Source organism: Rhodococcus sp. 05-2254-2 (genome assembly GCF_002259095.1).
Lineage (GTDB): Bacteria > Actinomycetota > Actinomycetes > Mycobacteriales > Mycobacteriaceae > Rhodococcoides.
In genome coordinates this window covers 1-25,206 of the sequence record NZ_NOZJ01000002.1, presented here as the reverse complement: position 1 = coordinate 25,206, position 25,206 = coordinate 1, and the positions used below count along the sequence as shown (strand labels likewise).

The following is a 25,206-nucleotide window of genomic DNA, read 5'->3' as shown; positions in this document are numbered from 1 at the left end:
CGGGGACACAGGTAGTCACTCGAGAAGAAATCTCGTCGAATCTTTTTCCGGACCCCTACAGTTCGAGCGAACAGAGAACGGAGATTCATCGGTGATCGCAGCTCTACGGTCCGCCCTCACCCGCACCCCGATGCGCCTCTACGCGGCGGGCATGGTCTCGGCCAACGCCATCGGAGCAGTCATCGTCTTCGTGTTGGCCCGCTTCATCCTGCCGTTGCCGGTCGGCTCGGAGGAGATCCTGTCGGACCGAAATTACGTCGCCTTCTTCGTGTATCTACCGGTCGCGATCGCCATCGGGATCGCGCTTGGCCTCCGCGTTGCGAAGCCCCTCGTGCTGTGGCTGCACACCGGCGGCACGCCCTCGGACGCCACCGCGATCGCCATCGTGCGGCTGCCCCTTCGTCAGCTCGGCGTCCACGTGCTGCTGTGGGCACTCGGCGTCGCGGTGTTCGTCGGGGTCAATGCGTCGGCAGGCGCGGCGCTGTCGATCATCGTCGCGATTGCCGTCAGCTTCGGCGGCCTGGCGACCTGCTCGCTGGGCTATCTGGTTGCCGAGAGAACGCTTCGGCCGATCACCGCAGCGGTGATGGAAGTCAGTGCGGTCACCGATTCCGCCGCACTCGGCGTGAAGCTGCGCGTCGTTCTCATCTGGGTCCTGAGCACGGCCATTCCCATCCTGGGGCTCGGCCTCATCGGACTCGGTAGACTGATCGACACCGTCATCCCACCCGACGTCGACCTGTCCCCCGCGATGGTGTCGCTGTCCGCGATCGCCCTGGTCGTCGGATTTGGCGGCATGTTCCTGGTCGGACGGTCCGTATCGGATCCGCTGCAGCAGGTCAGCACGGCCATGCAACGCGTCGAAGCCGGAGCGACCGACACCCGCGTCGACGTCTACGACGCCTCCGAGATCGGCCGGTTGCAGAACGGGTTCAACAAGATGGTCGTCGGTCTCGACGAGCGCGAACGACTGCGGTCGCTCTTCGGCCGCCACGTGGGCCACGACGTGGCGCAGCGCGCGCTGGCAAGCGCGCCTCGTCTGGGCGGCGAGAACCGAACGGTCGCCGTGCTGTTCATCGACCTCGTCGGTTCGACGGCGATGGCCGAGCGAGAATCCGCGGAAGCGGTGGTCGATCTGCTCAACCGCTTCTTCGCAGTGGTGGTCGAGCACGGCGAACGACACGGCGGCTTCGTCAACAAGTTCGAGGGTGATGCCGCACTGCTGATCTTCGGCGCTCCGGTCGACCACCCAGATCCCGCGACGGCGGCACTGCGCACCGCACGCACCCTGGCCGTCGCCCTCGCCTCCGACGGCGGCTTCGAGATCGGCATCGGCGTCACGTACGGCCCGGTCATCGCCGGAAACATCGGAGCCGAATCCCGATTCGAGTACACCGTCATCGGCGACACCGTCAATCAGGCGGCTCGGCTCACCGATCTCGCGAAGGACGACCCGAACACCGACGTGCTCACGTCGTCGATCGTGCTCGATCACGCCTCCGTCGACGAACGCGCGCAGTGGACGACGGGCGAGGCGGTCACCCTGCGCGGCCGGTCGACACCGACGACTCTGGCCGCGCCCGTCCGGCACCGCTGACGTCCGACCGTTCTGCCGAAAAATTCGAAGGTTTCCCGTTCGGTGCCGATGGGGCATACCCCCCGAACCAACTCACCCATCGCGCATGCGCGAGACATTGACCAGTACAGCGTCTCTCGCTCCGAAAGGCATCCATGTCCGCAATTCTGTTCGGCTCGATCAGCACTCTCGTCGACACGTCCGAACTGCAACGTCGCTCGTTCAACGAGGCGTTCGCAGCACACGATCTGAACTGGAACTGGTCTCGCGAGGATTACCGGGCCATGCTCGGATCCAACGGTGGTGCCGACCGAATCAGCGAATACGCGTCCGACACGGGTACCGAGGTGGACGCCGCTGCCGTGCACGCGACGAAGTCCGAGATCTTCCAGCGTCTGATCGGCGAATCCGACGTGAAGACACGACCGGGTGTGGCCGACACGATCGACTCGGCCAAGGCGAACGGCATGAAGGTGGGCTTCGTGACCACGACGTCGCGAGAGAACATCGACGCATTGTTGGCGGCCCTGAGCCCCGAGCTGACAGCCGACTCGTTCGACGTCATCGTCGACGCGTCCTCGGTCGATGCCGGCAAGCCCGACCCCGCGTCGTACGAATTCGCATTGAAGTCGTTGGGCGAGAACGCATCGGACAGCGTCGCCATCGAGGACAATGCCGGCGGTGTCCAGGCGGCGGTTGCCGCGGGCATCACCTGCGTCGCATTCCCCAACGAGAACACTGCAGGCACCGAGTTCGGCTCGGCCACCGACACCGTCGATGCACTCGATCCCGAGAGTGTCCGCGCTCTGATCTCCGCCTGAGCGAAGCCTGCGCAGCGAGCGTTCAGTCAGACCCTTCATCCAATCCTCCAGGAGTAACCAGTGAGCAATCTTCAGGCCCAGGTCGTTGCCGGGGACAGGTCGTTTCGCGTCGAAGGCTACGAACGCATCGAGTACGACCTGATCTACGTCGACGGTGTGTTCGCAATCGAGAACACCGAATTGGCCGATAGTTACCGGCCGTACGGTCGCGCGCTGATGGTCGTCGACGAATCGGTGCACGAGATCTACGGCGACCGGATCAGCGCGTACTTCGATCACTACGACATCGCCCTGACGGTGGTTCCGGTGCACATCGCCGAGACCGCGAAGTCGCTGGAGACGTTCGAGCGCATCGTGGGCGAGTTCGATGCGTTCGGTCTGGTCCGCACCGAGCCGGTGCTGGTGGTCGGCGGCGGATTGACCACGGACGTAGCAGGTTTCGCGTGCGCCAGCTACCGACGGAACACCCCGTACATTCGCATTCCCACCACATTGATCGGCCTGATCGACGCGAGCGTATCCATCAAGGTGGCCGTCAACTACGGAAAGCACAAGAACCGCCTCGGTGCGTACCACGCGTCGCAGAAGGTGCTGCTGGACTTCTCGTTCCTCGGCACGTTGCCCGAGGATCAGGTGCGCAACGGCATGGCCGAGCTGATCAAGATCTCCGTCGTCGGCAATCTGGAGATCTTCGAGATGCTCGAACAGTACGGTCCGGAACTGCTGCGAACGCGGTTCGGCCATCTCGACGGAACGGCGGAATTGCGTTCGGTCGCAGACCGACTGACCTACTCGGCGATCGCGACGATGCTCGAACTCGAGGCACCGAATCTGCACGAGATCGATCTCGATCGCGTCATCGCCTTCGGTCACACCTGGAGCCCGACGCTCGAACTGACCCCGCCTGCCCCGTTCTTCCACGGCCACGCCATCAACATCGACATGGCGCTGTCGACGACCGTCGCCGAACAGCGCGGACACCTGTCGACGGCAGACCGCGATCGAGTGCTCGGTGTCATGTCCAGCATCGGGCTGGCATTGGACAGCCCGTACCTGACCCCCGAGTTGCTCTCGGAGGCAACGGCATCGATCCTCAAGACTCGCGACGGCATACTGCGCGCAGCGGTGCCGGACCCGATCGGCACGTGCCGCTTCCTCAACGATCTCGACGCAGCCGAGTTGGCCGATGTGCTGACTCTGCACAAGAAGATCTGCCTCGACTTCCCGCGCGCAGGCGAGGGTCTCGACATGTTCACTGCACCGACGCCGTGACCCAGACCCCGCGACCGGTCACCCCGACCACCATTCTGGCGCGCGAGCTCAGCGAGATAGCCGATCTGCTCGACGCCGGTGCCAGGGCGACCGACGAGCTGATCACCCGTGTTCATCGAGCCCGCGATCTCGCGGCGGGACTCGACCCGTATCTCGACACCTGCACCACCTCCCAATCCGCAGCGCTGGCGACACTGGCATCGCGGACCCGCACCGAGGACTGGAGATCACGTGACGTCGTCTCCGGCTCGGGGCCCCTGGAGATGGAAATGCTCTCCGGCCACGTGGAGGGACGCTTTCTTGCGTTTCTCGTGCACATGACCGGGGCGAAGCGGGTGCTCGAGATCGGTATGTTCACCGGCTACTCGGCACTGGCGATGGCCGAGGCTCTGCCCGCGGGCGGCGAGGTGGTCGCGTGCGAGGTGGATCCGTACGTGGCCGAGTTCGCGCGGTCCTGTTTTGCGGATTCGCCTGCGGGCTCGTCCATCACGGTGGAAGTGGGGCCTGCACTGGACACCCTCCGCCGGTTGGAGGGCACGTTCGATCTGGTCTTCGTCGACGCCGACAAGACCGGATACCGCGCGTACGTGGAGCACCTGCTCGGTAGCGAGCTGCTGGCCGACAACGCCGTGATCGCCGTCGACAACACCCTCCTGCAGGGGCAGCCGTACAGCGAACGCCCCACCGAGAACGGCCGGGCCGTCGCAGAATTCAACGAGTACGTGGCGAACGACCCCCGCGTGGAGCAGGTGCTGGTGCCGTTGCGCGACGGCGTCACCTTGATCCGGCGCACATGATCCGCACTGTCGCAGCACTTGTCGGACTCACTGCCACCCTCCCCGCCGACCTCGTGGCGGCGGGGGTGGCTGCCGTCCGCGGCGGCCGGCCCGCCACGCGCCGAACCGACTCCCCCAAGACGGTCATGATCAGCGGCGGGAAGATGACCAAGGCCCTGCAGCTCGCGCGGTCCTTCCATCTCGCCGGGCACCGAGTCGTCCTGGTGGAATCGGCCAAGTACCGTTTCACCGGCCATCGGTTCTCACGTGCGGTCGACCGATTTCACTGTGTACCCGACCCGACCGAATCCGGGTACGCCCGAGCACTTCTGGATGTGGTGCTCCGCGAAGGCGTCGACGTCTTCGTCCCCGTCGCGAGTCCGGCTGCGAGCATCCACGATGCCGACGCACGGGCACTGCTCGATTCGCACTGCGAGGTCCTGCACGGCAACGGCGCGACGGTGCGCATGCTCGACGACAAGTCCAGGTTCTCCGAACACGCTGCGGCGCTCGGCTTGCGCGTTCCCGATTGGCGACGCATCACCGACGTCGAGCAGATCGCGCAGTTCGACTTCCCACCGGGCCGTGAGTACATCCTCAAACGCATCTCGTACAACCCGGTCGGCCGCATGGATCTGACGCGATTGACCCGCGACACGCCTGCCGAGAACCTGCGATTCGCACGCAGTCTCGGGATCTCCGAGGACGATCCGTGGATCCTGCAGCAATTCGTCGCCGGGCAGGAGTACTGCACCCACGGCACCGTCCGCGGCGGCCGGTTGCAGGTGTACGGCTGCTGTGAATCATCGGCGTTCCAGGTCAACTACGAGATGGTCGACAAGCCCGACATCCTGCGCTGGGTGGAAACGTTCGTCTCTTCGCTGGACGTCACCGGCCAGCTGTCGTTCGACTTCATCGAGTCCGCCGCCGACGGCCACATCTACGCCATCGAGTGCAACCCCCGCACCCACTCGGCCATCACGATGTTCTACGACCATCCCGACCTGGCTGCCGCGTACCTCGACGACGGCCATCCGGTGATCGTGCCGCGTACGACGGCTCGCCCGACCTACTGGATCTACCACGAGGTGTGGCGTCTGCTCACCGAGGGCAACCGAAAGGCCCGCTTGCGCAGCATCTTCGAGGGAAAGGACGCCATCCTCACCGGCTGGGATCCACTCCCCTATCTGCTGGTGCACCACCTCCAGATTCCGTCCCTGCTGGTGCGAAATCTGCTGGCCCGGCGCGGATGGTCACGCATCGACTTCAACATCGGCAAGCTCGTGGAGAACGGAGGCGACTGATGACCCTGTCGGTCCTGGTACTGGTCGGATCGTCGGTGGACGAGTTCCACTGCGATCTGTCTCGGGTGTACGCGGGCGGATTCCTCGACGCACTCGATGGAAATCCCGACTATCGGTTCGAGGTGGCGTTCGTCTCGCCCGGTGGACTCTGGAGCTTCCCCGGTGGCATCGACGCCGCCAGTGTGGCGTCGGCACACCAGATGTCGTTGGCACAGGCAGTGGACGTCATCTCGTCGTGGCACTTCGACGTGATGGTGCCGCAGATGTTCTGCCTGCCCGGAATGACGACATACCGCAGCCTGTTCGATCTGTTGGGCGTGCCGTACGTGGGCAACGGTCCGGACGTGATGGCGATGACGGCCGACAAGGCTCGCGCCCGAGCCGTGGTCGCGGCGGCCGGGGTCGCCGTTCCGACCGGTGTCGTGGTGCGGTGCGGCGACAACATCGACGTCGATCTGCCGGTGGTCGTCAAGCCCGTCGACTCGGACAATTCGATGGGCGTCACACTGGTTCGCCAATCCGACCGGTTGGCAACCGCTGTGAGCGAGGCTCTGACGTATTCGTCTGCGGCACTGGTGGAGTCGTACATCCCCCTCGGCCGCGAGGTCCGTTGCGGCATCATCGCACGGGGCGACGAGCTGATCTGCCTTCCACTCGAGGAGTATGCCGTCGAGTCGATTCGTACCAGCGCCGACAAGTTGAATCGCACCTCGGACGGGGATCTGTACCTGGTCGCGAAGGAGCAGACCAGGGCCTGGATGGTGGACGTCTCCGATCCGATCACCGAGAAGGTCTGGGCGGCAGCACGATCGTGCTATCGATCTCTCGGCTGCCGGCACTACGGTCTGTTCGACTTCCGGATCGACCCCGACGGACAACCGTGGTTCCTCGAAGCCGGTCTGTACTGCTCGTACTCGCCGTCGAGCGTGCTCGCCGCGATGGCCTCGGCGGCAGGTATCGCCGTCGACGAACTGTTCGCACGAACGCTCGACGAACTGTCGGTGAAGGAGTTGTCCTCGTGACGTTGGGAATCGAGATCGACGAGCTGGACCTGAGCTCCACCGAGACCGAAGAACTGCGAACGCTGTTGGCCGAACACGGCGTGCTGATTCTACGCAGACAGCCCCTGGACGACGCGGGCTTCCTGGCATTTCTCCGGCGGTTCGGCGAGATGATGTTCACCGAGGGCGAGACGCCTGTGCCGGGCTTTCCCGATCTGAACGTCATCAGCAACGTCGGCCGCACCACACCGCCGAAATCGACGTTCCACGTGGACACCACGTATGTACCGAATCCGCCTGCCTACACCGCATTACGCGCGGTCGAGGTACCGGAGGCCGGGGGCAGCACGCTGTTCAGCGACCAGTACGCGGCCTACGACACCTTGCCGGCCGACCGCAAAGCGGACCTGGCCGGAAGAACGGTGACGCACCGAGTGACCGGGGTGGCGTCGGACACCGATTCCTGTGCCGAACATCCTTTGTTCGCAGTGCATCCCGTGACCGGGCGTACCGCTCTGGCATTGTCGGCACCCGCACGGTGCGTCGCGATCAGCGGCATGTCCACCGAGGAGGCACAGGAGACCGTGCGATACCTGTTCGAACATTCGACTCGCGAGACCAATGTGCTGCGACACGCGTGGGCACCGGAGGACGTCGTCATGTGGGACAACCGATGTGTGATGCACAAAGCCGATCACAGCGGGGTCGTGGGAAACAGGGTCATGCACCGGGGAATGATTGCCAATGGTGAATCGCCGTCGGTTATGTGACCGACAACTCAAAGATTTGCCGGTTCGCCCGTAGTCCGGACAATCGAGTCATGACTTCCCCATTGACGATCAGCCGCGAAACAGCCGTCGGTGCCGAAGCTCGTCTGTCCTGGATATTGTCGGGACTGGCAGGGATGGTGGGTGCAGTTGCCTTCCTCCATTCCGCCGGCTACTTCGTGACCTTCATGACCGGCAACACCGAGCGAGCAGTCGTCGGACACTTCGGGCATCCCGAGGGCAAGGAGGTCACCCCGGGGGCCTCACCGATCGCGGCACTGGCGCTCATGGGCTCTTTCCTGGCAGGCGTCGTGATCTCGTCGATCTGCCGTCGTCGCTACTGGTCGAATCACCCGCACGGAGCAACGGTGCTCACCACGATCGCACTCGCCGGAGCAGGCGCGATCGACATCGCCATCTCCGGATGGTCGTCGGCCAACGTGAACTTCTACCCGATTCTGTTGGTGGCCTTCGCACTCGGTGCTCTCAACACCGCGTTCACGAAGAAGGAAGAGACCTACATTCCCCTGAGCTACGTCACCGGGACCATGGTCAAACTCGGCCAGGGAATCGAGCGGCACATGTTCGGCGGCGGGACGCGCTACGACTGGCTCTGCTACACAGCCCTTCTCGGATCGTTCGCCTTGGGAGGCGCGATCGGAGCCTTCATCGGCGTCGTCATCACCGGCCCGCAGGTACTGCTTCTGACCGCACTGATCAGCTTCGGCGCGACGATCTTCACGTTCACCCACACCGAGCGTCGTTCGCTGCTGGGGTGAGGCCGCCGGCCCGGGTCAGTTCTCGACCAGCGGCGAGGCCACCACGATCTTGCGCAACATCTGCTCGATGAAACCCGGGGACAGGCGTGACCCGATCAGCACTTGCCGCTGCACCAGCCCCTCGATCATCACCACGAGGGTCTCGGCGTCGGACGGCGGATCCTCGGAGTCCAACGAGGCGACGATCCACTGGGTGTAGGTGACGAATGCTGCTCGTTGACTGTCGAACAACTCGCGAATTTCGTCGTCGTGCTGCGCCTCGCCGAGCATGATGTGGCGAGCGATGACCCGTTGGACGGCATCCCCGGTCGTCATGGCGTCGATGAAATCGATGATGCGCGACACCACGATATCGGCGGTGAGCGGCTTGACGTCGACGAGACTGCCGAAGGTCGCTCCGGCCACCTCGAAGTCGCGGACGAACAGCTGACCGAGAGCCAGGTGAAGCAGCCGACTCCGGGTGGGCGCGTGGTAGTTCACCGACCCGGGTCCCAGTCCCGCTGCGGCGTCCACCGCCCGGTGCGTCAAGCCGCGAAGACCTCGGGTGGCGAGCACCTCGATCGCGGCCGTGGCGATCTCGTCGCGCCGACGCACTCTCGACTCGTCGTCCCTGGGGTGTGCCGGACTCATACCGCGCAGTGTAGTGCCCGGCTGTTGACATACATCGATTCCACGACCTAGCCTCAACGAATGTTGAGAGGGGTGGTCGCATGACCCGGGGGCCGACACGACGCCAGATCATGATCGGAGCGGCCGCTGCGGCCACCGTCGCCGTCGTCGGCCCGGTAGCCAAGGCGGTGGCGGCCCCGGCAACCGGTTCGGCGGACGAGTGCGGTGAGCGCTACCAGGGCTACCGCGACGCCGATCGAGATCTGCCGTACGCCCGATACATGGCACAGCGAACGACGCCCGCACCGACCGCCGTCGCGGACGCCTGTGCGGGCCCGGCCCTCGCGCCGGATTCGATTCCTGGATTCGATTCCATCACAACCGATCTCGCGCCCACCGGCTACTCCACGATCGAGACCGGATACGGTCGACGCGCCGATGGAGTGACGTTCGTGGCGGTCCGCACGGTGATGCCGCGCGTGACGGCAGCGATGTGGGACTGGTGGTTCGGCTGGCATTCCACCGAGGCCGCACGCTACAAGCTGTGGCATCCCGACGCCCACCTCTACGCAGCCCTCGCCGAGGATCGAACGGCACTCGACATTCCCGACAAGGCCAAGTACGTCGGCAACACGACTTTCGTGGACGAGTACGTCGGGCCGAAGCTGCAACAGCTGGGCATCGCCTTTCGCGATCCGATTGCGCACGGCTTCGACGTTCCCGCGGATCAGACGATCGTCTTCGGCCGAGTGGGCAGCTCCATCGCGCCGGTGGACCTGGGCTGGCTGGCCCACCAGGTGCGTCCCGTCGACGGCGGTGCCGAGATGCGTAGCCGTTTCTTCCTGAACCTGCGCGGGCTGCACGTACCGGACATCGAGCAGGCCGTGTGCGCCGTCCGCCGCGGGGCGTCCGTCGATCCGACGGACCTCGATCTCGGGGTCGATCTCGCCCGAGATCTGTTGCTGCACTGCGGACAGGAGATGAATCACCTGGCCGGCTTCCTGCCGGAGTTGTACGCCGAGTTCGGGAGCTAGTGCCCCAGAAACACCTTGGCCAGGACTATGAGTGCTGCGATCGCAGCGGTGGCCAGACCACCCAGAATTGCGCGGAAGGTCAACGGGTTGCCGCGAATTCGTTCCGTGACCATCTGAATCGTCGCGATGCGTATCACGATGACTCCGCCGGCCAGCAGTTCCGACCACTGCCCCGGGAGCACCGACAACCAGCCGAGGGCCAGCATCACCGCAGGGACCGTGCCGGAGCTCAGGATCGGCACGGCGTCACGGAATTCCTCGACGGCCTCGAATGTGCGTTGCTCGTCGGTTGCATCGCCGTGCGCTTCGGGAATCTGACTGCTGGCGACGAAATCGGCGAACACATGCGCCAGAAACGTCGTCACCGCCGTGGCCAGAACCAGAACAGCAGCCGTTCCGTTCTCGATCGAGCTCGGCGTCGATGCTGCGACCGCCGCCAGAACCAGGATGTTTCCGTAGACGTAGGCCGACAGCCTCTTGGCCGCCCGCGCGGGCTCGAGCGGGCCGTCCGCGCGGGTGACCAGACGGCGATACAGCCGTGTTCTGCGAATACGGGGTTCGGCGTCGCTCATGCAGGAGATCGTTGCACGGCCGAGACGATCATTCGACGGGAACGCCGAGCCGACCGGCCTGGTAGTCCTCGAACGCCTGCAGCACTTCGGACTTGGTGTTCATGACGAACGGGCCTGCCATCGCGACGGGTTCCCTGATCGGCTTGCCGCCGAGAACGAACACCTCCAGCGATTCCCCCGCCGCAGACGCGGACATCTCGATGGTGTCTCCCCGGCCGAACAGCGCCGTCTGCCCCATCCTGATCGGACGCTTCTCCGCGCCCACGGTGCCCTCGCCCGCGAGAACGTAGACCAGTGCGTTGAACTCCCTGTTCCACGGCAGCGTCAGCGCCGCACCCGGTGCGATGGTGCTGTGCGAGAGCGCAATCGGAGTGTAGGTCGATCCCGGGCCCTGCATGCCTGCGATCTCACCGGCAATGACGCGGACCAACGCACCACCGTCGAGACTCGACGCCAGTGCCACTCTGCTGCCGGTGATGTCCTGGTAACGCGGGTGAGCCATCTTGTTCTCACGCGGCAGATTGACCCAGAGCTGCACACCGTGGAACAGCCCGCCCGACATCACCAGATGCTCCGGCGGAGCCTCGATGTGCAGAATGCCACCGCCGGCCGTCATCCACTGGGTGTCGCCGCCGCTGATGATTCCGCCGCCGCCGTGAGAGTCCTTGTGCTCCATGATGCCGTCGATCATGTAGGTGACCGTCTCGAATCCGCGGTGCGGATGCCACGGCGTCCCCTTCGGCTCACCGGGCGCGTAGTTCACCTCGCCCATCTGATCCATGTGGATGAACGGATCCAGGGATGACATGTCCAGTCCTGCAAACGCGCGTCGAACCGGAAAACCCTCGCCCTCGTATCCCGTCGGTGCCGTCGTGACGGACCGGACCGGCCGAGGGACGGCGGTGGCGTCGGGCATGGGGATTCGGGGCAACGTGAGGATGTTGTCGACCGTCACAGCGGGCATGGGCGTCCCTTTCGGCAAGGTAGTTGACTCTGCAACTACTATATCGACCTCAACCCGATGGCGTCCGACGGTATTCCCGCCGTCAGGCCTGCCGGTCGGCCAACCATTGCCGGATCTCGTCGGTCGGCTGTTCGACGATGTCGTCGAACTCCGAATGCTTGCCGACGAAGGCCGCGACCAGTTCGCAGATCGGCACGATGCGCTTGGCGTCGGCGCGAGTGGCGTCGAGCGCCTGGTGCACGAGAATCGTTGCCAGACCACGTCCGCCGTAGGCCGCGTCGACCTCGGTATGGAAGAAGATGCGTCGTGCATCCTCGTCGTCGACGAACTCGGTGAAGCCGACCTGCGTGCCCTCCACCGAAACGGTGAAACGATCTGCCTGCTGCGCGATCTCGACCTCGGCACCGGTTTTGTCGACCGTCATTCCGTACTCCTCGTTCCCGGTAGGCGCGCACCGCACCTCGTTGTTCACGATCGTGCACGATCGGCGGAAATCTGTCGATCGTGAACAGTACTGAACACCTGCGTACGACGGGTTCGAGATCCACCGTCACGGACAGGGGTGCCGAGCGACCGATACGGCCTCTGTACGGTGGAGCGAAGGACCTCGACCGATGAATCATCTAGGGGAAGGAACTTCATGGCTCAGCCAGACAGGCTGGAGAAAGACCCGAACAAGGGTTTCGTGGCCCTGCTGGGGTGGAGTTTGGCCGCGGTGGAAGCACTGGACAAGTTCGATCGGCGCTACGTCGTCGTCGCCCCCGAGTGGGCCGAGGCGTACTGCACCGAGCACGACATTCCGTACCTCCCGTGGAACTTCGAGCGACTCAACGATCGCTCACTGGAAATTGCCGAGACCCTGCAGGACAAGGGCGTCGACGTCGCGATCCCGCTCTACGAGGAGACGGTCGAGTGGGCCGGTGCCATCAACTCGGTGCTGCTGGGCAACCCGCGACTGTTCGGTCAGGCGATGCTGCTGCGCGACAAGTCCTTGATGAAGCGTCGCGCCCAACTCGGTGGAATCCGCGTCGGCATCTTCGAAGAGGCCCACGACCGCGAGGACGTCATCCGATTCCTGAAGCGAGTCAACCAGACCTTGCTCAAGCTCGACGGCGATCCGAACGATCCCATCCATGTCAAGGCATTCGACAAGGCAGGCTGCCTCGGCCACCGTGTCATTCGCACCCCCGACGAGGTCGACTCCATTCCCGACGAGGAATTTCCGGCGCTGATGGAATCGCATCTCGACGGTTGGGAGTTCGCCGTCGAAGCATGGATTCACAACGGCAAGATCAAGTTCCTCAACATCTCCGAATACGTCACGCTCGGCTATTCGGTGTTCGTTCCGGCCACACCGGAACTGGAGAAGTACCGCGAGCAGATCACGGTGCAGATCGAGAAGTTGATCAAGACGTTCGACATCGAGTTCGGCTTCATTCATCCCGAGTACTTCGTCACCAGTGACGGCGAGATGTACTTCGGCGAAGTTGCTTACCGCCCACCGGGTTTCAAGGTGTTCGAGCTGCTCGAGCGGGCCTACGGCTTCAACGCCTACCAGGGCCTGGCATTGGCGTTCGACCCGAAGACCACCGAGGAGGAGATCGACGCCTTCTTCCCGAAGGAGGTCGTCGACGCCACCGGTGTCGCCGGATGTTTCGGGGTGTACCCGCGACGCCGCGTCGTCAGCCAACTGCAGATTCCCGAGGAGACCTCCGGGCACGACTACTACGAGACCAACGATCTGTCGGCACCGGTGGAGGAAACCGTCACCAAGAGAACGGCATTCGGTACCCACTGGGGCCTGCTGTACTTCTTCGGTGAGGACACCTACGTCATGCGTGACTTGTTGAAGCATCAGGAAGAACTGGACTTCTACGTGTGAAGCAGCAACTCGGAGACGACCGCAACCCATCGTCACAGACCATGGACGAGCCGGCACCGACGAACGCGACCACCACCGTGGACAAAGCATTGGCATCACGGTTGGCGCAACTGGACCATGCCGTGCATGCCTTGGCCGATGCACCCGAGTTCAGCAAGAACACCAAGGTGCGAAGAGTTCTGGATGGTGTGCATCGAGTACTGTTGCAGCCCGGCGGTTGCGGTGCAATTCGCGAACGCGCCGAGGTGCTCGAGAATGCGGGGCTGTTCGCGGGCACCGATTGGGCACAGCCGGACATTCTCGTTCCGGGGTTCGTAGGGCCCAGCTTGCGCAGCGGCAACGACGACACCTTCGTACTCGAGGCGACCAGCGAACTGCGGATGGTCGCGATCGTTGCGGGCGAGTACGAGCATGCTGCGGTGACCGCCGAAGATGCCCGCCGGTTCCTCTCTCAGGTTCTCGCGGTGAATCTCGACGTCCTGTTCACACCACCGTCCGAGTCGGAGCGAGTTCGCCTGGGGCGCACCGCGCATCTGATCCGTGATCTGTTCGGGTACGTGGCCGGGCAGATCGGCTACGACAGTGTGCTCGACGAGTTGGTCGAGGAGATCTGGCGGATTCTGCGGCAGCGTCCGATTCAGGTGGACACCATCAAGGACATGGTCACCCGCATCGCGATCTATCGTGACGATCCCACCGTCGATCTCGGCACGTCCGGTCAAGGTCTGGATCGGTTGATCACGGCACTGTTCGGCACAACCGATGCCTGCCGCGAGGATCCGGGCGTCGAGGTGTACCGATCGCGACTCGAGGCGATGGACGTCGAGGCGTTGCAGTTCGAGGCCCGCGGATTCGCGCGAGCCATGCACGACACCGGGCTCGTCTCCCCGTATCACGCGACGCTGACGCAGTATCTCGTCGACCAATACTCGTACGTTCTGCCCGAGGCCCTCGGCCTTTCCGATACCGGCCGGACCTGCCTGACGCGGTATCCGGAACTGGTGCATCGCCTCATCGAGGAGACGGTGTATCCCGAGACCGCGCAGTGCCTCTACGGATTGGCACTGCTTCTCGATCGCGGGATTCTGCATCAGCCGCCGATCGTGCCGTCCCTGTGGCGGCAGATCTCGCTGAAACTTGCTCCCGCGGTGCGGGAACGACTGATCACCACGTTCGGGCCGGTCCCCGCGCCGGAGTCACGCTTGCTCGGGGGCCTGCTCTCGATGCTGGGGCAGCCCCTCGGCGTGGGCCAGGGCGACAACCCGACGTGTCAGTCGGCGCGGGCATTGTCGATGTGGGCCTACAACGATCCGGACTACCTGCTGCAGATGGTGGTGTGGGCGGCGCGTGACGAGGAGATCGTCATGCACTTCGAGGGGCAGTCGATCTCGTCGACCGAGAGTGTCAGCGGCGTCGCCACGACCGATCCGGTGGACCTCGATCCCGCGTCGCTGTTGCTGGTTCCACACCTCGATCGCATCTATGCCGAGATGGTCCGGCGTTGCGCCGATCGTCCCGGCGACCCGCACCGCTGGGTCAATCCCGAGTTCCACGGGTGGTGGTCGGCACGCGAATTCCACATCGACGTCGATGTCGCGACCGGCAATCTCGTCGACCTGGACGCCTTTCTGCGGCAGTTCTACGCGGCGTACCACCCGGAGTACAACGGGCACCAACCCTTGATCCATCCGCAGCCGGCAGGTGTGGCCGTAACCGACAGCGCCGCACGGTATGTGGGGTGGCACGCCATCACGATCCTGCGCGTGAACACCGATCCCGACGGCGCCATGCGGGTGTACTTCTTCAACCCGAACAACGACAGCGGTCAGGACTGGGGCGACGGCGTCGTGGTCGGCACGGCGGGCAACGGCGAACGCGCAGGCGAGGGTTCGCTGCCGTTCGACCAGTTCGCCTCACGGCTGTACATCTTCCACACCGATCCCCTCGAGCACGGCGAGCCGGAGAGAATCCCAGCCGAGGACATCGAGCGCATCCGCGGCTACATCGAACGGAGTTGGGGCGCTGAACGATCGGTGCCCGAGGCCTGAGATCCACTTGTGCGCCCCGAGTCGACAACTCGGGGCCGCACAGGTGATCTTGTGGCGTCAGTCCTTCTTGTCAAGCGCTTCCGGCTTGTGCACCGCGTCCTTACCGGATTTGTCGCTCTCGACCCGGTACTGCGGCTCGTCTTTCGATGCCTTCACGGTGCGGCCTGCGGCTTCGGTCTCGGAGGTGATCTTCTCCACCACCGTTCCCTCGGTCGTGTTTCCGTGGGTCTGCCATTCGACCTTGTCGCCCTTGTGCAGTTCGTCCTTCGACATGTTCGCGTTGTCCTTTCGCCGGTGTGAACCCCGCTTACCCGCCGGAGTCTCGATGCAATCAGCTGGTTCCCAGAGCCGGTGCCAGCGTGGTGAACCAGGCCTCACGCAGCTGATCCTCGAACAGCGGCCAGGTGTGCGCGCCCTCCTCGCGCATGGACACCGTTGCCGGCACGTCGGCTCGGCGCAGGGCGTCGACGAAGATCGATGTGCAGTGGTTGACCATGGCCTCCACCGCCATTCCGCCGAACGGTGGGATCGCGCCCTCGGGAATGCGATCCACCGGCCCTGGTAGTCCGCGGGAGGAGCTGACGTAGACCGCGGTTCCGCGCAGCCGCTCGACGTTCAGTGACGGGTCGTGGTCGCGCCATCCCTGACTTCCCGGCAGCCCCCACATGTTGAAGGGGTTGTTGAGTCCGCCGGCGATCATCGCCGAAATACCGGCAGTGGCAAGCGGGTTGGAGGGTGCCGGGCATCCACTGAACGACGCGGCCGCATCGAACACATCCGGAGCCTGGATCGCGAGATCGAGTGCGGGACCACCACTCATCGACAGCCCTGCCACGCCGCGTCTGCCGGTCGAGCCGTAGGCCGCGTCGACAGCGGCAGGCAATTCGCGGCTCAGGTAGGTCTGCCACTTGTTGCTGCCTAGCACGGGATCGGTCGTCTGCCAATCGGTGTAGAAACTGAAACGACCGCCGATGGGTGCGACGACCGTGACGTTCTTGTCGAGAAAGAACTGCTCGACGCCCGAGTTGTTGAGCCACCCGACTCCGTCCTCGTTGCCGAGTGCGCCGTTGAGCAGCACGAGAGTGGGCGCAGGGCCGCCTTCCGGCGAATGCAACACCTCGTTGGAAATGACCCGATTCATGGACGGGGAGAAGACGTTCAGCACCGCGCGGGTCGCCGACACCTGATGGATGCCGACGGCTCCCGCAGCCGCGTCGGCCGATCCGGAGTTACCCGGCAACGCCTGCGCCGGTGTTCCGGTCATCAGCATCGACGCCGCTGCCGCGGCCGTCACGGCCGCAGCGGATCGCGCTAGTTTCTTTCTCTTCTGCCCCATTGGCAACTTCAGCACCATACGAGGGTCGCACGGATTCCGCTTTCTACCGCTAACGATCGGATTACGAAACCGATCGGTCCGTTCGCTTGCCGCCTGCGGGGCTCAACCGGCTCTGATCCGCGCGGCCTGCAGCGTCAGATGGTGCCGCTCGGGAATCGACGACGCCTTCTCCGCCGCCTCCGCGTACAACTCGGCAGCACGCTGCAGATCACCGGCCTTCTCGCACAGGTACGCGGCCGCCGCTGTGTGCCGCGGAACGGCCGGATCGACCTCGCCCAGCGCCTCGAGCCCCGCCGCCGGACCGTCGGCTTCCCCGATCGCCACCGCTCGATTGAGTCGGACGACGGAACTGTCCGTGAGAGCGAGCAACTCGTCGTACCACTCGACGATCTGCGGCCAATCGGTCTCCTCCACACACCGGGCATCGGCGTGCAAGGCGGCGATGGCCGCCTGCGCCTGGAACTCACCCAACCGATCGCGGGCGAGTGCTGCCTGCAGGATGTGCACTCCCTCCGCAATCAGCGTTGTGTCCCAACGAGATCGATCCTGCTCAGCGAGATCGATGACGTGGCCGTCGGGCCCGGTCCTGGCCGAACGCCGGGCGTGGTGCAACAGCATCAGCGCCAACAGTCCGGCCGTTTCCTCGTCTTCGGACAACCCGGCCAACTGCCGGGTCAACCGAATCGCCTCGGCCGCCAGATCGACGTCCCCGGTGTACCCCTCGTTGAAGACGAGATACAGCACCCGCCGCACCGTCCCCACATCACCGGGCGCATCGAAACGCACATCGCGCACCGTGCGTTTGGCGCGGCTGATGCGTTGCGCCATGGTCTTCTCCGGCACCAGGTACGCCCGCGCGATCTGCCGCGTCGTCAATCCCCCGACGGCACGCAGTGTCAGTGCCACCGCTGCCGCCGGACCGAGCGAGGGATGCGCGCACAGAAAGAACAACTGCAGTGTGTCGTCGACGCCGCTCACGGTGCCAGGATCCGGTTGTGCCGCGACTCGATCCTCTCGTGCTCGTCGCGCCTTCTCGGATCGTTCTGCGTCGAGAAACTTGCGCCACGCGACGGTCACCAGCCAACCCTTCGGCTCGGCAGGCGCGTCGGCGACCCACGTGGAGGTTGCCTCGAGCATCGCCTCCGCCGCGGCGTCCTCGGCCGACGCGAAGTCGGCTCCGCGGTGGACGAGGACGCCGATCACCGCGGGTATCAGTGCCCGCAGCACCTGGGGGTCCATGGCGGTCGTCAGTCGGCGATGGTGGGGGGAGCCTCCATGAACGGACGCAGTTCGAGCCATTCGTGAATCGGTTCGCCGCCTGCTCCCGGCGCGGCCGACAACTGCCCGGCGAGTTCGAGCGCCCGCTCGTAGGTCTCCACGTCGATGATCATCCAGCCTGCGATGAGATCCTTGGTCTCGGCGAACGGACCGTCGGTGACCGGCGGCTTGCCCTCACCGCCGGAGCTGATCCAGGTCCCCTCGGGAGCCAGGGCCTGGGCGTCGACGAACTCGCCGGTGGCTTCGAGTTCGGCGGCGAAATCCTGCATGAACTGGATGTGCGCGTGCACCTCCGCAGGCGTCCACCGGTCCATCGGGACGTTGTTGATCGGCTCCGGAGCGCCGCGGTAGTGCTTGAGCATGAGGTACTTGGCCATGGTGTCTCCTGACGTTCGATGCGGCCATTCTTGCCGCATTCGACCCTGGGACGGAGCCGGTCCGCAGATTTCGACACACTCGACGGAAAGGATTCTCAGCGCATCGTGCGCCCTGCCGAGCCCAGCATCTGTGTCGCCTCGACCACGCGAGCCGCCATCGCCGTCTCGGCCGGCTTGCCCCAGGATCGGGGGTCGTAGGCCTTCTTGTTTCCGTACTCGCCGTCGACCTTGAGAACCTGGTCGTACTTGCTCAGCATGTGACCGGCGATGGATCTGGTGAACGCGTACTGGGTATCGGTGTCGATGTTCATCTTGATCACCCCGCTGGCCACGGCCGAGGCGATGTCCTCTGCGCTGGAACCCGATCCGCCGTGGAACACCAGATCGAAGGGCTTGTCCTTGCCCGTCTCGGCTCCGACGACGGACTGGATCTCGTCGAGGATCTCGGGTCGTAGATGTACCGAGTCGGGGTTGTAGACGCCGTGGACGTTGCCGAAGGTCAGAGCCGTCATGTAGCGACCGCGCTCCCCCGCACCGAGCGCAGCGATCGTGGCGCGCGCATCGTCGACCGTCGAGTACAGCTGTTCGTTGATCTCGTGTGACACCCCGTCCTCTTCGCCGCCGATCACTCCCACTTCGATCTCCAGAATGGTGTCGGCCTCCACCGACAGGTCGAGCAACTCGCGCGCGATCCGCAAATTCTCGTCCAACGGCACGGCCGATCCGTCCCACATGTGCGATTGGTACAGCGGCGGTAGTCCGCGGCCGCGTCGGTCGATGGCGTCGGCCAGCAGGGGGCGGACCCAGTCGTCCAGATTCTCGGCGGGGCAGTGATCGGTGTGCAGCGCCACCGAGATCGAATAGTGCTGCGCCACTTCGTGGGCGTACTGCGCGAGCGCCTTGGACCCGGCGAAGCGGTTCTGCACGGCGTTGCCGGACAGATAGAGCGCGGTGCCGACCGATACCTGAATGATGCCGTCACTCTCGGCTTCGGCGAATCCCTGCAATGCTGCGTTGAGAGTCTGAGAACCGGTGACGTTGATCGACGGGTAGGCGAACCCACCCTCCTTGGCGCGATCCAGCATGGCGGCATACTGCTCCGGACTGGCAATCGGCATGGTGGGTCCTATCTTTCGGGTGTGGCTGCGGTCTACGTGCAGCCGCAGGAATTGCGATGGGTGAAGGTGGTGGGCACTCGAATGGACCGAGGTGTCTCTTCGCTGCCCTCGATTCGATTCAGCAACAGGTCGGCTGCGGTTCGGCCGATCGTCTGCACGTCCTGAGCCGCCGCGGTGAGCCGGGGCTCGAACAGATCCGACCACTCGAAGTCGTCGTAGCACACGAAGGCGAGGTCGGCGGGGATCGACAAGCCCAGGCCGCGAACCGCTTTCAGCGATCCGATGGTCATCGAGTTGTTCATCGACAACAGGGCAGACGGCCGATCCGGACCCGACATCAACTCACGCACCCGGGACTCGGCCACCTCCACACTGGACCGGCCGTCGAGAACGAGTCGAGGATCGAGTTCGATTCCTCGATCCGCCAGTGCGCGGGAGTAGCCGTCGAATCGCTCTGTCGTGGAGGAGATTCCTTCGATGCCGCGGACGATCGCGATGCGTCGATGTCCGGCGTCGAGGAGGTGGGTCGTCAGCTCGTACGCCGACGCGTCGTTCTCCGGGCCCACCTGGTCACAGGAGACATCGAGCATCCGGTCGATCAGCACCAGAGGTGTTCCGCTACGGACGATCTCGGGAATCGTGGAGAATTCCGAGCCGGCTGCGGGCGCGAGAATCATGCCGTCGACCTGACGGTCGAGCAACGAGTCCGTCACCCTGCGCTCGGAGCGAGGCTCGTCGTGCGAGTCACCGAGGATCAACACGTAACCGGCCTCGGACAACCGCTCCTCGACGGCATGGACCAGGCTGCCGAAGTACGGGTTGGTCAATGCGGCGATGGACAGTCCCACGGTGTGCGTCCGACCCGCCGCGAGCGATCGAGCGACGACGTTGCGCCGATAGCCGATCTCGACGATCGCTGCATCGACGCGCTCCCGAGTAGCGGGATTGACGTTGCGGGTTCCGTTGAGCACGTGGGAGACAGTCGATACCGATACCCCGGCCAGGCGAGCAACGTCGTCCATCGTGGGCATGTCAGTACGCCCGACGCTGTCGGGCCTCGCGGCTCGGCGGAACTGTCATGTCAGCCGCAGGATTCGATCGGCGCGGCATGCGGTCGACCCGATCAGTTCCGCGTTGCGCTCGTCCGAGCCCAGTGCCCAGAACTTCGCGTCCTCGTGCGACTTTCCGTAGGCCTCGTGCCTGGCCACCAGCCGCTCGTGCCGAACCGTCGTGTGCGGGGCCAGAAACCAGACTTCGTCGATCATTGCGCGCGCCGCAGGCCACGCGTCGGACTCCATCAGCAGGTAATTCCCCTCGGTGACGACGAGCGGGACAGTCGACGGGACCGGAATCGAGGACCCGATCGACTCCTCGATCTCGCGCCGAAATCTCGGCGCGTACACGGTGGGGTCGCCGGGCTGCTGGTCGTGAATCGCCGCGATCAGCCGCGCATAGCCGCCGTCGTCGAACGTGTCGTGGGCACCCTTGCGATCGAGCCGGCCCAGCTCGATCAACACCTCGTTGGCGAGGTGGAATCCGTCCATGGGAACCAGTACCGCGAGTTCCGGCCCGAGCGCATCGACGAGTTGCTGAGCCACAGTGGACTTTCCGGCACCCGGCGCACCGGTCAGGCCGAGTATGCGTCGCTGACCGGATACAGCCGACTTTCGCGCCAGCTCCACGAGTTGTTCGAGGGTGGCTTCCTGTACGTCCTGGTCAGTGCTCACCGTTGTCGCTTTCGAGTCCGTGGGTAGTGAAGTGTGTCGGCGGATAGTTCGTGTAACCACGCTCTGGGGCCGATCACCGAGCAGCGCAATGCGGCAACGTGAGCCGACCTGTCGATGCGCTCGGAAAGGGAGCCTGGCTGCGTGGAGTAGTAGGCATACGCGCCGTGGAACGCATCCCCGGCACCCAGAGTATCGACCACTGCGACCGGCTTTACATCGACCGATCCCGATGATCCCTCGGACCACCATTCGACGGGATCGCCGCCGTGGGTCGTGACGACGGTGTGCACGCCGGATCCGACGAGCGCCGCGGCGGTGGAAGCGGTGTCCGAGGTGCCGGGGGCGCGAAAGTCCGCCGAGCACACCATGTCCGTGGCGTGCGGAATCAGCTCGCTCATCACCGGTTTCCAGCGACCGGCGTCCACGACCAACGTGGTAACCCGCGCCGCCGCATGTTCCGCGGCGGCGCAGGCGATCAGGGGGTGGTGCCCGTCGACGAGTACGACGTCGGCACCGGCCACGACGGCCTCGAGATCCTCCGGCGGCGAGGCGTCGGAGTTCACGGCGTCGGCCGATACGACCGACCGATCACCGGTCGATTCGATCACCGTCACCGCAGAGACGGGCACAGCCCTGGTGGAGCCCTCGGCGGCGTCGAGCACCCGCACTCCGAATGCCGCCAGGTCGGCCTTGATCAGGGCTGCCACCGGGTCGTCTCCGAGCGCGGTGACGAGCACCGCCGTCCCGCCCAGCGCGGCGAAGGTCACCGCCGCGTTGGCAGCAGGTCCTCCCGCCGCGACGAACTGTGCGCTCGAGGTGATCTTCTGGTTGGGTGCCGGCGCTGCCGCCACTCGATGGACGACGTCGAGTGTCGCCAGCCCGACGAAAACACCGACCGGACTTGTCGATTCAGAGGCCTGCGCGTTCATCGTCGGTCGGCTCCTCCGCGCCGGTCATGAGCGCGACGACCTCGGACATGGTGCGGTTCTTCGGATTCACGACGCCTGCACGCTTGCCGAGGCGGTGGATGTGAATTCGATCGGCGACCTCGAACACGTGCGGCATGTCGTGGCTGATGAGCACCACCGGTATGCCTCGGTCGCGGATCGTGCGAATCAGGTCGATCACCATGCCCGACTCCCGCACGCCGAGTGCGGCCGTCGGCTCGTCCATGATGATCACTCCGCGTCCGAACGCTGCCGCCCGGGCAACTGCCACGCCCTGACGCTGACCGCCGGAGAGCGTCTCGACCGCCTGATTGACCGACTTGATGCCGATCTTGAGGTCCTGCAGGTGCTTCGACGATTCCTCGCGCATTCGTGGCATGTCGAGGCGACGAAACAGACTGCCGCTGATGCCTTTCCGCTTGATCTCGCGTCCCAGATAGACGTTCGACGCGATGTCGAGCGCGGGAATGACAGCCAGGTCCTGATAGACCGTCTCGATGCCCGCTGCTCGTGCGTCGCGCGTGTTCTTGAACGACACCGGCGAGCCGTTCATCAGGATCTCGCCCGAGTCGGGAATGACAGCGCCCGCCAAAGCTTTGATGAGACTGGACTTTCCGGCACCGTTGTCGCCGATCACCGCCAGCACCTCACCGGGCCGCAACTCGAAATCGGCACCGTTGATGGCCGTCACACTGCCGTAGGTCTTGACCAGGCCGCGCGCTTCCAGAGCGAGGGGGGCATTCACTGTGACCTCCTACGTGCGAATTGATCGACGGCCACCGCGACGATGACGAGAATGCCGGTCGCGACGTTCTGGTACAGGCTGTCGACGCCTGCTTGGGTGAGACCGTTGCGCAGCACACCGACGATCAGGGTTCCGATGAGAGTCCCGATGACGGTGCCGCGGCCACCGAAGAGGCTGGTTCCACCGATGACGACCGCGGTGATCGTTTCCAGGTTGGCGTTCTGATAGGCGTTCGGGTCGGCGTTGGGGATTCTTCCGAGCGCTGCCCACGCTGCGATCGCCGCGATGACTCCCGTGACGATGTACACCGAGAACAGCACGCGACCGGACTTGATGCCCGAGCGATCCGAGGCCTGCGGGCTACCGCCGACCGCGTAAATGTGCCTGCCCCAGGATGTTTGGGACAACGCGTACCACATCACGGCGTAGACCAGCAGCATCACCACCACGCCGTACGTCGTGGAGAAACTGCCGATCTTGAACGAGGTACCGAGCAGCGTCAGCGGTCCGCTCGGTACCTGGTAGGTCTCGGAGCCGGCCAGCAACCTGGTGGCTGCCTGAATCGCGGTGAACGTGCCGAGCGTGACGATGAACGGTGGCAGTCGCAGCATCGTCACCAATCCGCCGTTGATCGCACCGAACGCCAGGCAGACGGCAAGCGTGGAACCCAGTGCGACCACCGGACCGTTCGCGCCTGCCGACTGCGCCATCACGATGGTGCCCATCACCGCCACCGCACCGATCGACAGATCGATACCGGAGGTGAGGATGATCAGAGTCTGGCCGACAGCGAGAATGCCGACGACCACCGACTGCTGCAGGATCAGAGAAACGTTCTGCGGGTTGAGAAACGAGCTCGAGATCGAGCTGAAGACGATGACGGCGATGAGGAGTGCGGCCATCGGCCCGAGCAGCGGTTCACGCAGGATGGTCCCTACGTTGAACCGGCTCGGAGCCTTGGGAGGCGCAACGGTTTCGGTACTCACGAATCAAATCCCTGTGTTCGCCGGTGCGTCGCGATCAGCCCCAGCAATTCTCTTCGCCCCACGCGGTGTCCTGCGACTCGATTCCGTCGACGGGCTGATCGGTGACCAACTGCGAGCCGGTGTCGTTGAAGCCGCTGGGCTTGGTGCCGTCCTCGGCGAACTTCACCACAGCGTCGACACCCTGCTCGGCCATCTTCGCCGGGAACTGCAACACCGTCGCGCCGATGATGCCGGCCTTGACGTTCTCGATGCCGGTGCAGCTGCCGTCGATCGAGCCGATGGTGATCTGATCGGCGCGGCCGGCAGACTGAATCGCCTGGTACGCACCCGCTGCTGCGGGCTCGTTGATCGTGTACAGCGCATTGACGCCCGGTGCGCGCTGCAGCAGGTTCTCCATGGCGGTCTGCGCCTTGGTCTGATCGCCGTTGGTGTTCTCCTGGCCGACGATCTCCGGCGAGCTGTCGGTCAGGCCCATGCCCTCGAGGAAGCCGTCGTGACGGAACGTGTCTACCGTGCCGCCCGCGGTGCCGTCGAGCATGATGACCTGGGGCGCAGTGGTTCCGAGCGTGCCCTTGACCCATTCGCCCTGGCTGACGCCTGCGGCCTTGTTGTCGGTGGCGAACGTGGCGTCGACCGCGTCCTCGGGGTCGGTTGCGGTGTCGAGGGCGATGACGACGACGCCGGCGTCACGTGCCTTCTTGATCGCGTCCAGGACTCCGGTGGACGAGTTCGGGGTGATCAGAATCCCCTTCACACCCTGCCCGACCAGGTTTTCGATGGCCGCGACCTGTCCCTCGTTGTCACCGTCGAAAGCGCCGGCCAGAGCCACCAGCTCGGCTCCGCTGGAATCCGCCTGCGCCTGCGCTGCCTCGCGCAGCTTCACGAAGTACGGATTGGAGTCCGTCTTGGTGATGAGCCCGACCTTGACGCTGTCCGAATCCGAACTGCTGCACGCAGTCAGACCGAACACGAGCGAACCGGCCATGAGCGCGGTGCCGATCGTCAGCGCGGACTTCCGACGGTGATTGAACATGTGGACTCCCTTGTCCCCTAGCCACGCGGTCGCGTCGCTCGATTGCAGGAGCCTAGAACGCATACAAGCGCTTGCGCATGCGCTTTCGCCGAAACAAACCTGGATTCTTTTTCACCGACCGGGCAGACGGTTCGTGACGGGGGTCACGTGGTTTGTGTCGACCCGGTTCGCGTCGCCCCGGTCCCCGCCCCCCTCGACACCGCAACCGACCCCGAGGACGCGGTCGACGCCACGTTCGCCACCGACAACAAGGC

At 64.8% G+C, this 25,206-nt stretch carries 26 protein-coding genes; 11 read left to right on the top strand and 15 right to left on the bottom strand.

Going from position 1 to position 25,206, the window contains the following annotated elements; translation table 11 throughout:
- Nucleotides 1-91 precede the first annotated feature (91 nt).
- The 8 genes from CH283_RS04130 (at nt 92) to CH283_RS04095 (ending at nt 8,296) form a co-directional block, all read left to right on the top strand.
- Nucleotides 92-1,597, top strand: coding sequence for an adenylate/guanylate cyclase domain-containing protein (locus tag CH283_RS04130; protein WP_094639247.1), 1,506 nt, complete (start codon nt 92-94; stop codon nt 1,595-1,597).
- 134 nt (nt 1,598-1,731) lie between these two features.
- Nucleotides 1,732-2,397 (top strand): HAD-IA family hydrolase, encoded by a 666-nt coding sequence (locus CH283_RS04125; protein WP_068055713.1) that lies wholly within the window; start codon nt 1,732-1,734, stop codon nt 2,395-2,397.
- Between the two features lie 60 nt (nt 2,398-2,457).
- Entirely contained in the window at nt 2,458-3,669 is a 1,212-nt protein-coding gene (locus tag CH283_RS04120; protein ID WP_094639246.1) for a sedoheptulose 7-phosphate cyclase, read from the top strand.
- The gene (locus CH283_RS04115) at nt 3,666-4,466 is read left to right on the top strand and encodes an O-methyltransferase (RefSeq protein WP_094639245.1); all 801 of its coding nucleotides are present in this window, start codon (nt 3,666-3,668) and stop codon (nt 4,464-4,466) included. Before CH283_RS04120 ends, CH283_RS04115 begins: the two co-directional genes overlap by 4 nt.
- A complete protein-coding gene (locus CH283_RS04110; protein ID WP_094639244.1) occupies nt 4,463-5,749 on the top strand; it encodes an ATP-grasp enzyme in 1,287 nt (428 codons plus the stop codon). The genes CH283_RS04115 and CH283_RS04110 overlap by 4 nt, the downstream gene beginning before the upstream one ends.
- On the top strand, nt 5,749-6,771 hold the full coding sequence (locus CH283_RS04105; RefSeq protein ID WP_094639243.1) for a D-alanine--D-alanine ligase family protein: 1,023 nt from the start codon (nt 5,749-5,751) through the stop codon (nt 6,769-6,771). Before CH283_RS04110 ends, CH283_RS04105 begins: the two co-directional genes overlap by 1 nt.
- Nucleotides 6,768-7,520 (top strand): TauD/TfdA dioxygenase family protein, encoded by a 753-nt coding sequence (locus tag CH283_RS04100; RefSeq protein WP_094639242.1) that lies wholly within the window; start codon nt 6,768-6,770, stop codon nt 7,518-7,520. Before CH283_RS04105 ends, CH283_RS04100 begins: the two co-directional genes overlap by 4 nt.
- 50 nt (nt 7,521-7,570) lie before the next feature.
- A complete protein-coding gene (locus CH283_RS04095; RefSeq protein ID WP_068055698.1) occupies nt 7,571-8,296 on the top strand; it encodes a YoaK family protein in 726 nt (241 codons plus the stop codon).
- Nucleotides 8,297-8,311: 15 nt separating this feature from the next.
- Here the strand turns inward: CH283_RS04095 and CH283_RS28555 are convergent, their stop codons facing one another.
- Entirely contained in the window at nt 8,312-8,926 is a 615-nt protein-coding gene (locus tag CH283_RS28555; RefSeq protein ID WP_068055695.1) for a TetR/AcrR family transcriptional regulator, read from the bottom strand.
- Nucleotides 8,927-9,006: 80 nt separating this feature from the next.
- Here CH283_RS28555 and CH283_RS04085 point away from each other — a divergent pair, with 80 nt between their 5' ends.
- Nucleotides 9,007-9,939: a DAPG hydrolase family protein gene (locus CH283_RS04085; RefSeq protein WP_255183077.1), complete on the top strand. Its 933-nt coding sequence runs from the start codon at nt 9,007-9,009 to the stop codon at nt 9,937-9,939.
- Here the strand turns inward: CH283_RS04085 and CH283_RS04080 are convergent.
- The 3 genes from CH283_RS04080 to CH283_RS04070 form a co-directional block, all read right to left on the bottom strand.
- Nucleotides 9,936-10,511, bottom strand: coding sequence for a hypothetical protein (locus CH283_RS04080; protein ID WP_094639241.1), 576 nt, complete (start codon nt 10,509-10,511; stop codon nt 9,936-9,938). The two genes, CH283_RS04085 and CH283_RS04080, sit on opposite strands and share 4 nt — an antisense overlap.
- 28 nt (nt 10,512-10,539) lie before the next feature.
- Nucleotides 10,540-11,475: a pirin family protein gene (locus CH283_RS04075; protein ID WP_094639240.1), complete on the bottom strand. Its 936-nt coding sequence runs from the start codon at nt 11,473-11,475 to the stop codon at nt 10,540-10,542.
- 82 nt (nt 11,476-11,557) lie between these two features.
- Nucleotides 11,558-11,899: a GNAT family N-acetyltransferase gene (locus tag CH283_RS04070; RefSeq protein WP_094639314.1), complete on the bottom strand. Its 342-nt coding sequence runs from the start codon at nt 11,897-11,899 to the stop codon at nt 11,558-11,560.
- 216 nt (nt 11,900-12,115) lie between these two features.
- Between CH283_RS04070 and CH283_RS04065 the strand changes: the two genes are divergently transcribed.
- Entirely contained in the window at nt 12,116-13,357 is a 1,242-nt protein-coding gene (locus tag CH283_RS04065) for an ATP-grasp domain-containing protein (protein WP_094639239.1), read from the top strand.
- A 41-nt stretch (nt 13,358-13,398) separates the two neighbouring features.
- A complete protein-coding gene (locus CH283_RS04060; protein WP_094639313.1) occupies nt 13,399-15,405 on the top strand; it encodes a hypothetical protein in 2,007 nt (668 codons plus the stop codon).
- Nucleotides 15,406-15,462: 57 nt separating this feature from the next.
- Here CH283_RS04060 and CH283_RS04055 read toward each other — a convergent pair whose 3' ends face one another.
- The 11 genes from CH283_RS04055 to CH283_RS04005 form a co-directional block, all read right to left on the bottom strand.
- Nucleotides 15,463-15,678: a DUF2945 domain-containing protein gene (locus CH283_RS04055; RefSeq protein WP_068055681.1), complete on the bottom strand. Its 216-nt coding sequence runs from the start codon at nt 15,676-15,678 to the stop codon at nt 15,463-15,465.
- 58 nt (nt 15,679-15,736) lie between these two features.
- On the bottom strand, nt 15,737-16,741 hold the full coding sequence (locus CH283_RS04050) for an alpha/beta hydrolase (RefSeq protein ID WP_255183076.1): 1,005 nt from the start codon (nt 16,739-16,741) through the stop codon (nt 15,737-15,739).
- A 102-nt stretch (nt 16,742-16,843) separates the two neighbouring features.
- Complete coding sequence (locus CH283_RS04045) at nt 16,844-17,980, bottom strand: RNA polymerase sigma factor (RefSeq protein ID WP_094639238.1); 1,137 nt, start codon at nt 17,978-17,980, stop codon at nt 16,844-16,846.
- Nucleotides 17,981-17,988: 8 nt separating this feature from the next.
- Nucleotides 17,989-18,396, bottom strand: a complete 408-nt coding sequence (locus CH283_RS04040; protein ID WP_094639237.1) for a YciI family protein — start codon at nt 18,394-18,396, stop codon at nt 17,989-17,991.
- 95 nt (nt 18,397-18,491) lie between these two features.
- Entirely contained in the window at nt 18,492-19,514 is a 1,023-nt protein-coding gene (fbaA, locus tag CH283_RS04035) for a class II fructose-bisphosphate aldolase (RefSeq protein ID WP_094639236.1), read from the bottom strand.
- Nucleotides 19,515-19,546: 32 nt separating this feature from the next.
- The gene (locus CH283_RS04030; protein ID WP_255183075.1) at nt 19,547-20,536 is read right to left on the bottom strand and encodes a LacI family DNA-binding transcriptional regulator; all 990 of its coding nucleotides are present in this window, start codon (nt 20,534-20,536) and stop codon (nt 19,547-19,549) included.
- A gap of 54 nt (nt 20,537-20,590) precedes the next feature.
- Entirely contained in the window at nt 20,591-21,241 is a 651-nt protein-coding gene (locus CH283_RS04025; protein ID WP_068055671.1) for a nucleoside/nucleotide kinase family protein, read from the bottom strand.
- Entirely contained in the window at nt 21,238-22,170 is a 933-nt protein-coding gene (locus CH283_RS04020) for a PfkB family carbohydrate kinase (RefSeq protein WP_094639234.1), read from the bottom strand. Before CH283_RS04020 ends, CH283_RS04025 begins: the two co-directional genes overlap by 4 nt.
- Nucleotides 22,151-22,933 carry an ATP-binding cassette domain-containing protein gene (locus CH283_RS04015; protein ID WP_068055667.1) on the bottom strand — a complete coding sequence of 261 codons (783 nt, stop codon included), beginning with the start codon at nt 22,931-22,933 and terminating at the stop codon, nt 22,151-22,153. Before CH283_RS04015 ends, CH283_RS04020 begins: the two co-directional genes overlap by 20 nt.
- Nucleotides 22,930-23,835 carry an ABC transporter permease gene (locus CH283_RS04010; RefSeq protein WP_373557639.1) on the bottom strand — a complete coding sequence of 302 codons (906 nt, stop codon included), beginning with the start codon at nt 23,833-23,835 and terminating at the stop codon, nt 22,930-22,932. Before CH283_RS04010 ends, CH283_RS04015 begins: the two co-directional genes overlap by 4 nt.
- Before the next feature lie 118 nt (nt 23,836-23,953).
- Nucleotides 23,954-24,952, bottom strand: a complete 999-nt coding sequence (locus CH283_RS04005) for a substrate-binding domain-containing protein (protein WP_094639232.1) — start codon at nt 24,950-24,952, stop codon at nt 23,954-23,956.
- Nucleotides 24,953-25,206 lie beyond the last annotated feature (254 nt).

What these genes read in the sequence shown, in the direction of transcription:
- CH283_RS04125 (WP_068055713.1), top strand. Translation starts at nt 1,732, where the DNA reads ATGTCCGCAATTCTGTTCGGCTCGATCAGCACTCTCGTCGACACGTCC.
- CH283_RS04110 (WP_094639244.1), top strand. Translation starts at nt 4,463, where the DNA reads ATGATCCGCACTGTCGCAGCACTTGTCGGACTCACTGCCACCCTCCCC.
- CH283_RS04105 (WP_094639243.1), top strand. Translation starts at nt 5,749, where the DNA reads ATGACCCTGTCGGTCCTGGTACTGGTCGGATCGTCGGTGGACGAGTTC.
- CH283_RS04095 (WP_068055698.1), top strand. Translation starts at nt 7,571, where the DNA reads ATGACTTCCCCATTGACGATCAGCCGCGAAACAGCCGTCGGTGCCGAA.
- CH283_RS28555 (WP_068055695.1), bottom strand. Translation starts at nt 8,926, where the DNA reads ATGAGTCCGGCACACCCCAGGGACGACGAGTCGAGAGTGCGTCGGCGC.
- CH283_RS04085 (WP_255183077.1), top strand. Translation starts at nt 9,007, where the DNA reads ATGACCCGGGGGCCGACACGACGCCAGATCATGATCGGAGCGGCCGCT.
- CH283_RS04080 (WP_094639241.1), bottom strand. Translation starts at nt 10,511, where the DNA reads ATGAGCGACGCCGAACCCCGTATTCGCAGAACACGGCTGTATCGCCGT.
- CH283_RS04075 (WP_094639240.1), bottom strand. Translation starts at nt 11,475, where the DNA reads ATGCCCGCTGTGACGGTCGACAACATCCTCACGTTGCCCCGAATCCCC.
- CH283_RS04070 (WP_094639314.1), bottom strand. Translation starts at nt 11,899, where the DNA reads ATGACGGTCGACAAAACCGGTGCCGAGGTCGAGATCGCGCAGCAGGCA.
- CH283_RS04065 (WP_094639239.1), top strand. Translation starts at nt 12,116, where the DNA reads ATGGCTCAGCCAGACAGGCTGGAGAAAGACCCGAACAAGGGTTTCGTG.
- CH283_RS04060 (WP_094639313.1), top strand. Translation starts at nt 13,399, where the DNA reads ATGGACGAGCCGGCACCGACGAACGCGACCACCACCGTGGACAAAGCA.
- CH283_RS04055 (WP_068055681.1), bottom strand. Translation starts at nt 15,678, where the DNA reads ATGTCGAAGGACGAACTGCACAAGGGCGACAAGGTCGAATGGCAGACC.
- CH283_RS04050 (WP_255183076.1), bottom strand. Translation starts at nt 16,741, where the DNA reads ATGGGGCAGAAGAGAAAGAAACTAGCGCGATCCGCTGCGGCCGTGACG.
- CH283_RS04045 (WP_094639238.1), bottom strand. Translation starts at nt 17,980, where the DNA reads ATGGACCCCCAGGTGCTGCGGGCACTGATACCCGCGGTGATCGGCGTC.
- CH283_RS04040 (WP_094639237.1), bottom strand. Translation starts at nt 18,396, where the DNA reads ATGGCCAAGTACCTCATGCTCAAGCACTACCGCGGCGCTCCGGAGCCG.
- fbaA (WP_094639236.1), bottom strand. Translation starts at nt 19,514, where the DNA reads ATGCCGATTGCCAGTCCGGAGCAGTATGCCGCCATGCTGGATCGCGCC.
- CH283_RS04030 (WP_255183075.1), bottom strand. Translation starts at nt 20,536, where the DNA reads ATGGACGACGTTGCTCGCCTGGCCGGGGTATCGGTATCGACTGTCTCC.
- CH283_RS04020 (WP_094639234.1), bottom strand. Translation starts at nt 22,170, where the DNA reads ATGAACGCGCAGGCCTCTGAATCGACAAGTCCGGTCGGTGTTTTCGTC.
- CH283_RS04010 (WP_373557639.1), bottom strand. Translation starts at nt 23,835, where the DNA reads ATGGCCGCACTCCTCATCGCCGTCATCGTCTTCAGCTCGATCTCGAGC.
- CH283_RS04005 (WP_094639232.1), bottom strand. Translation starts at nt 24,952, where the DNA reads ATGTTCAATCACCGTCGGAAGTCCGCGCTGACGATCGGCACCGCGCTC.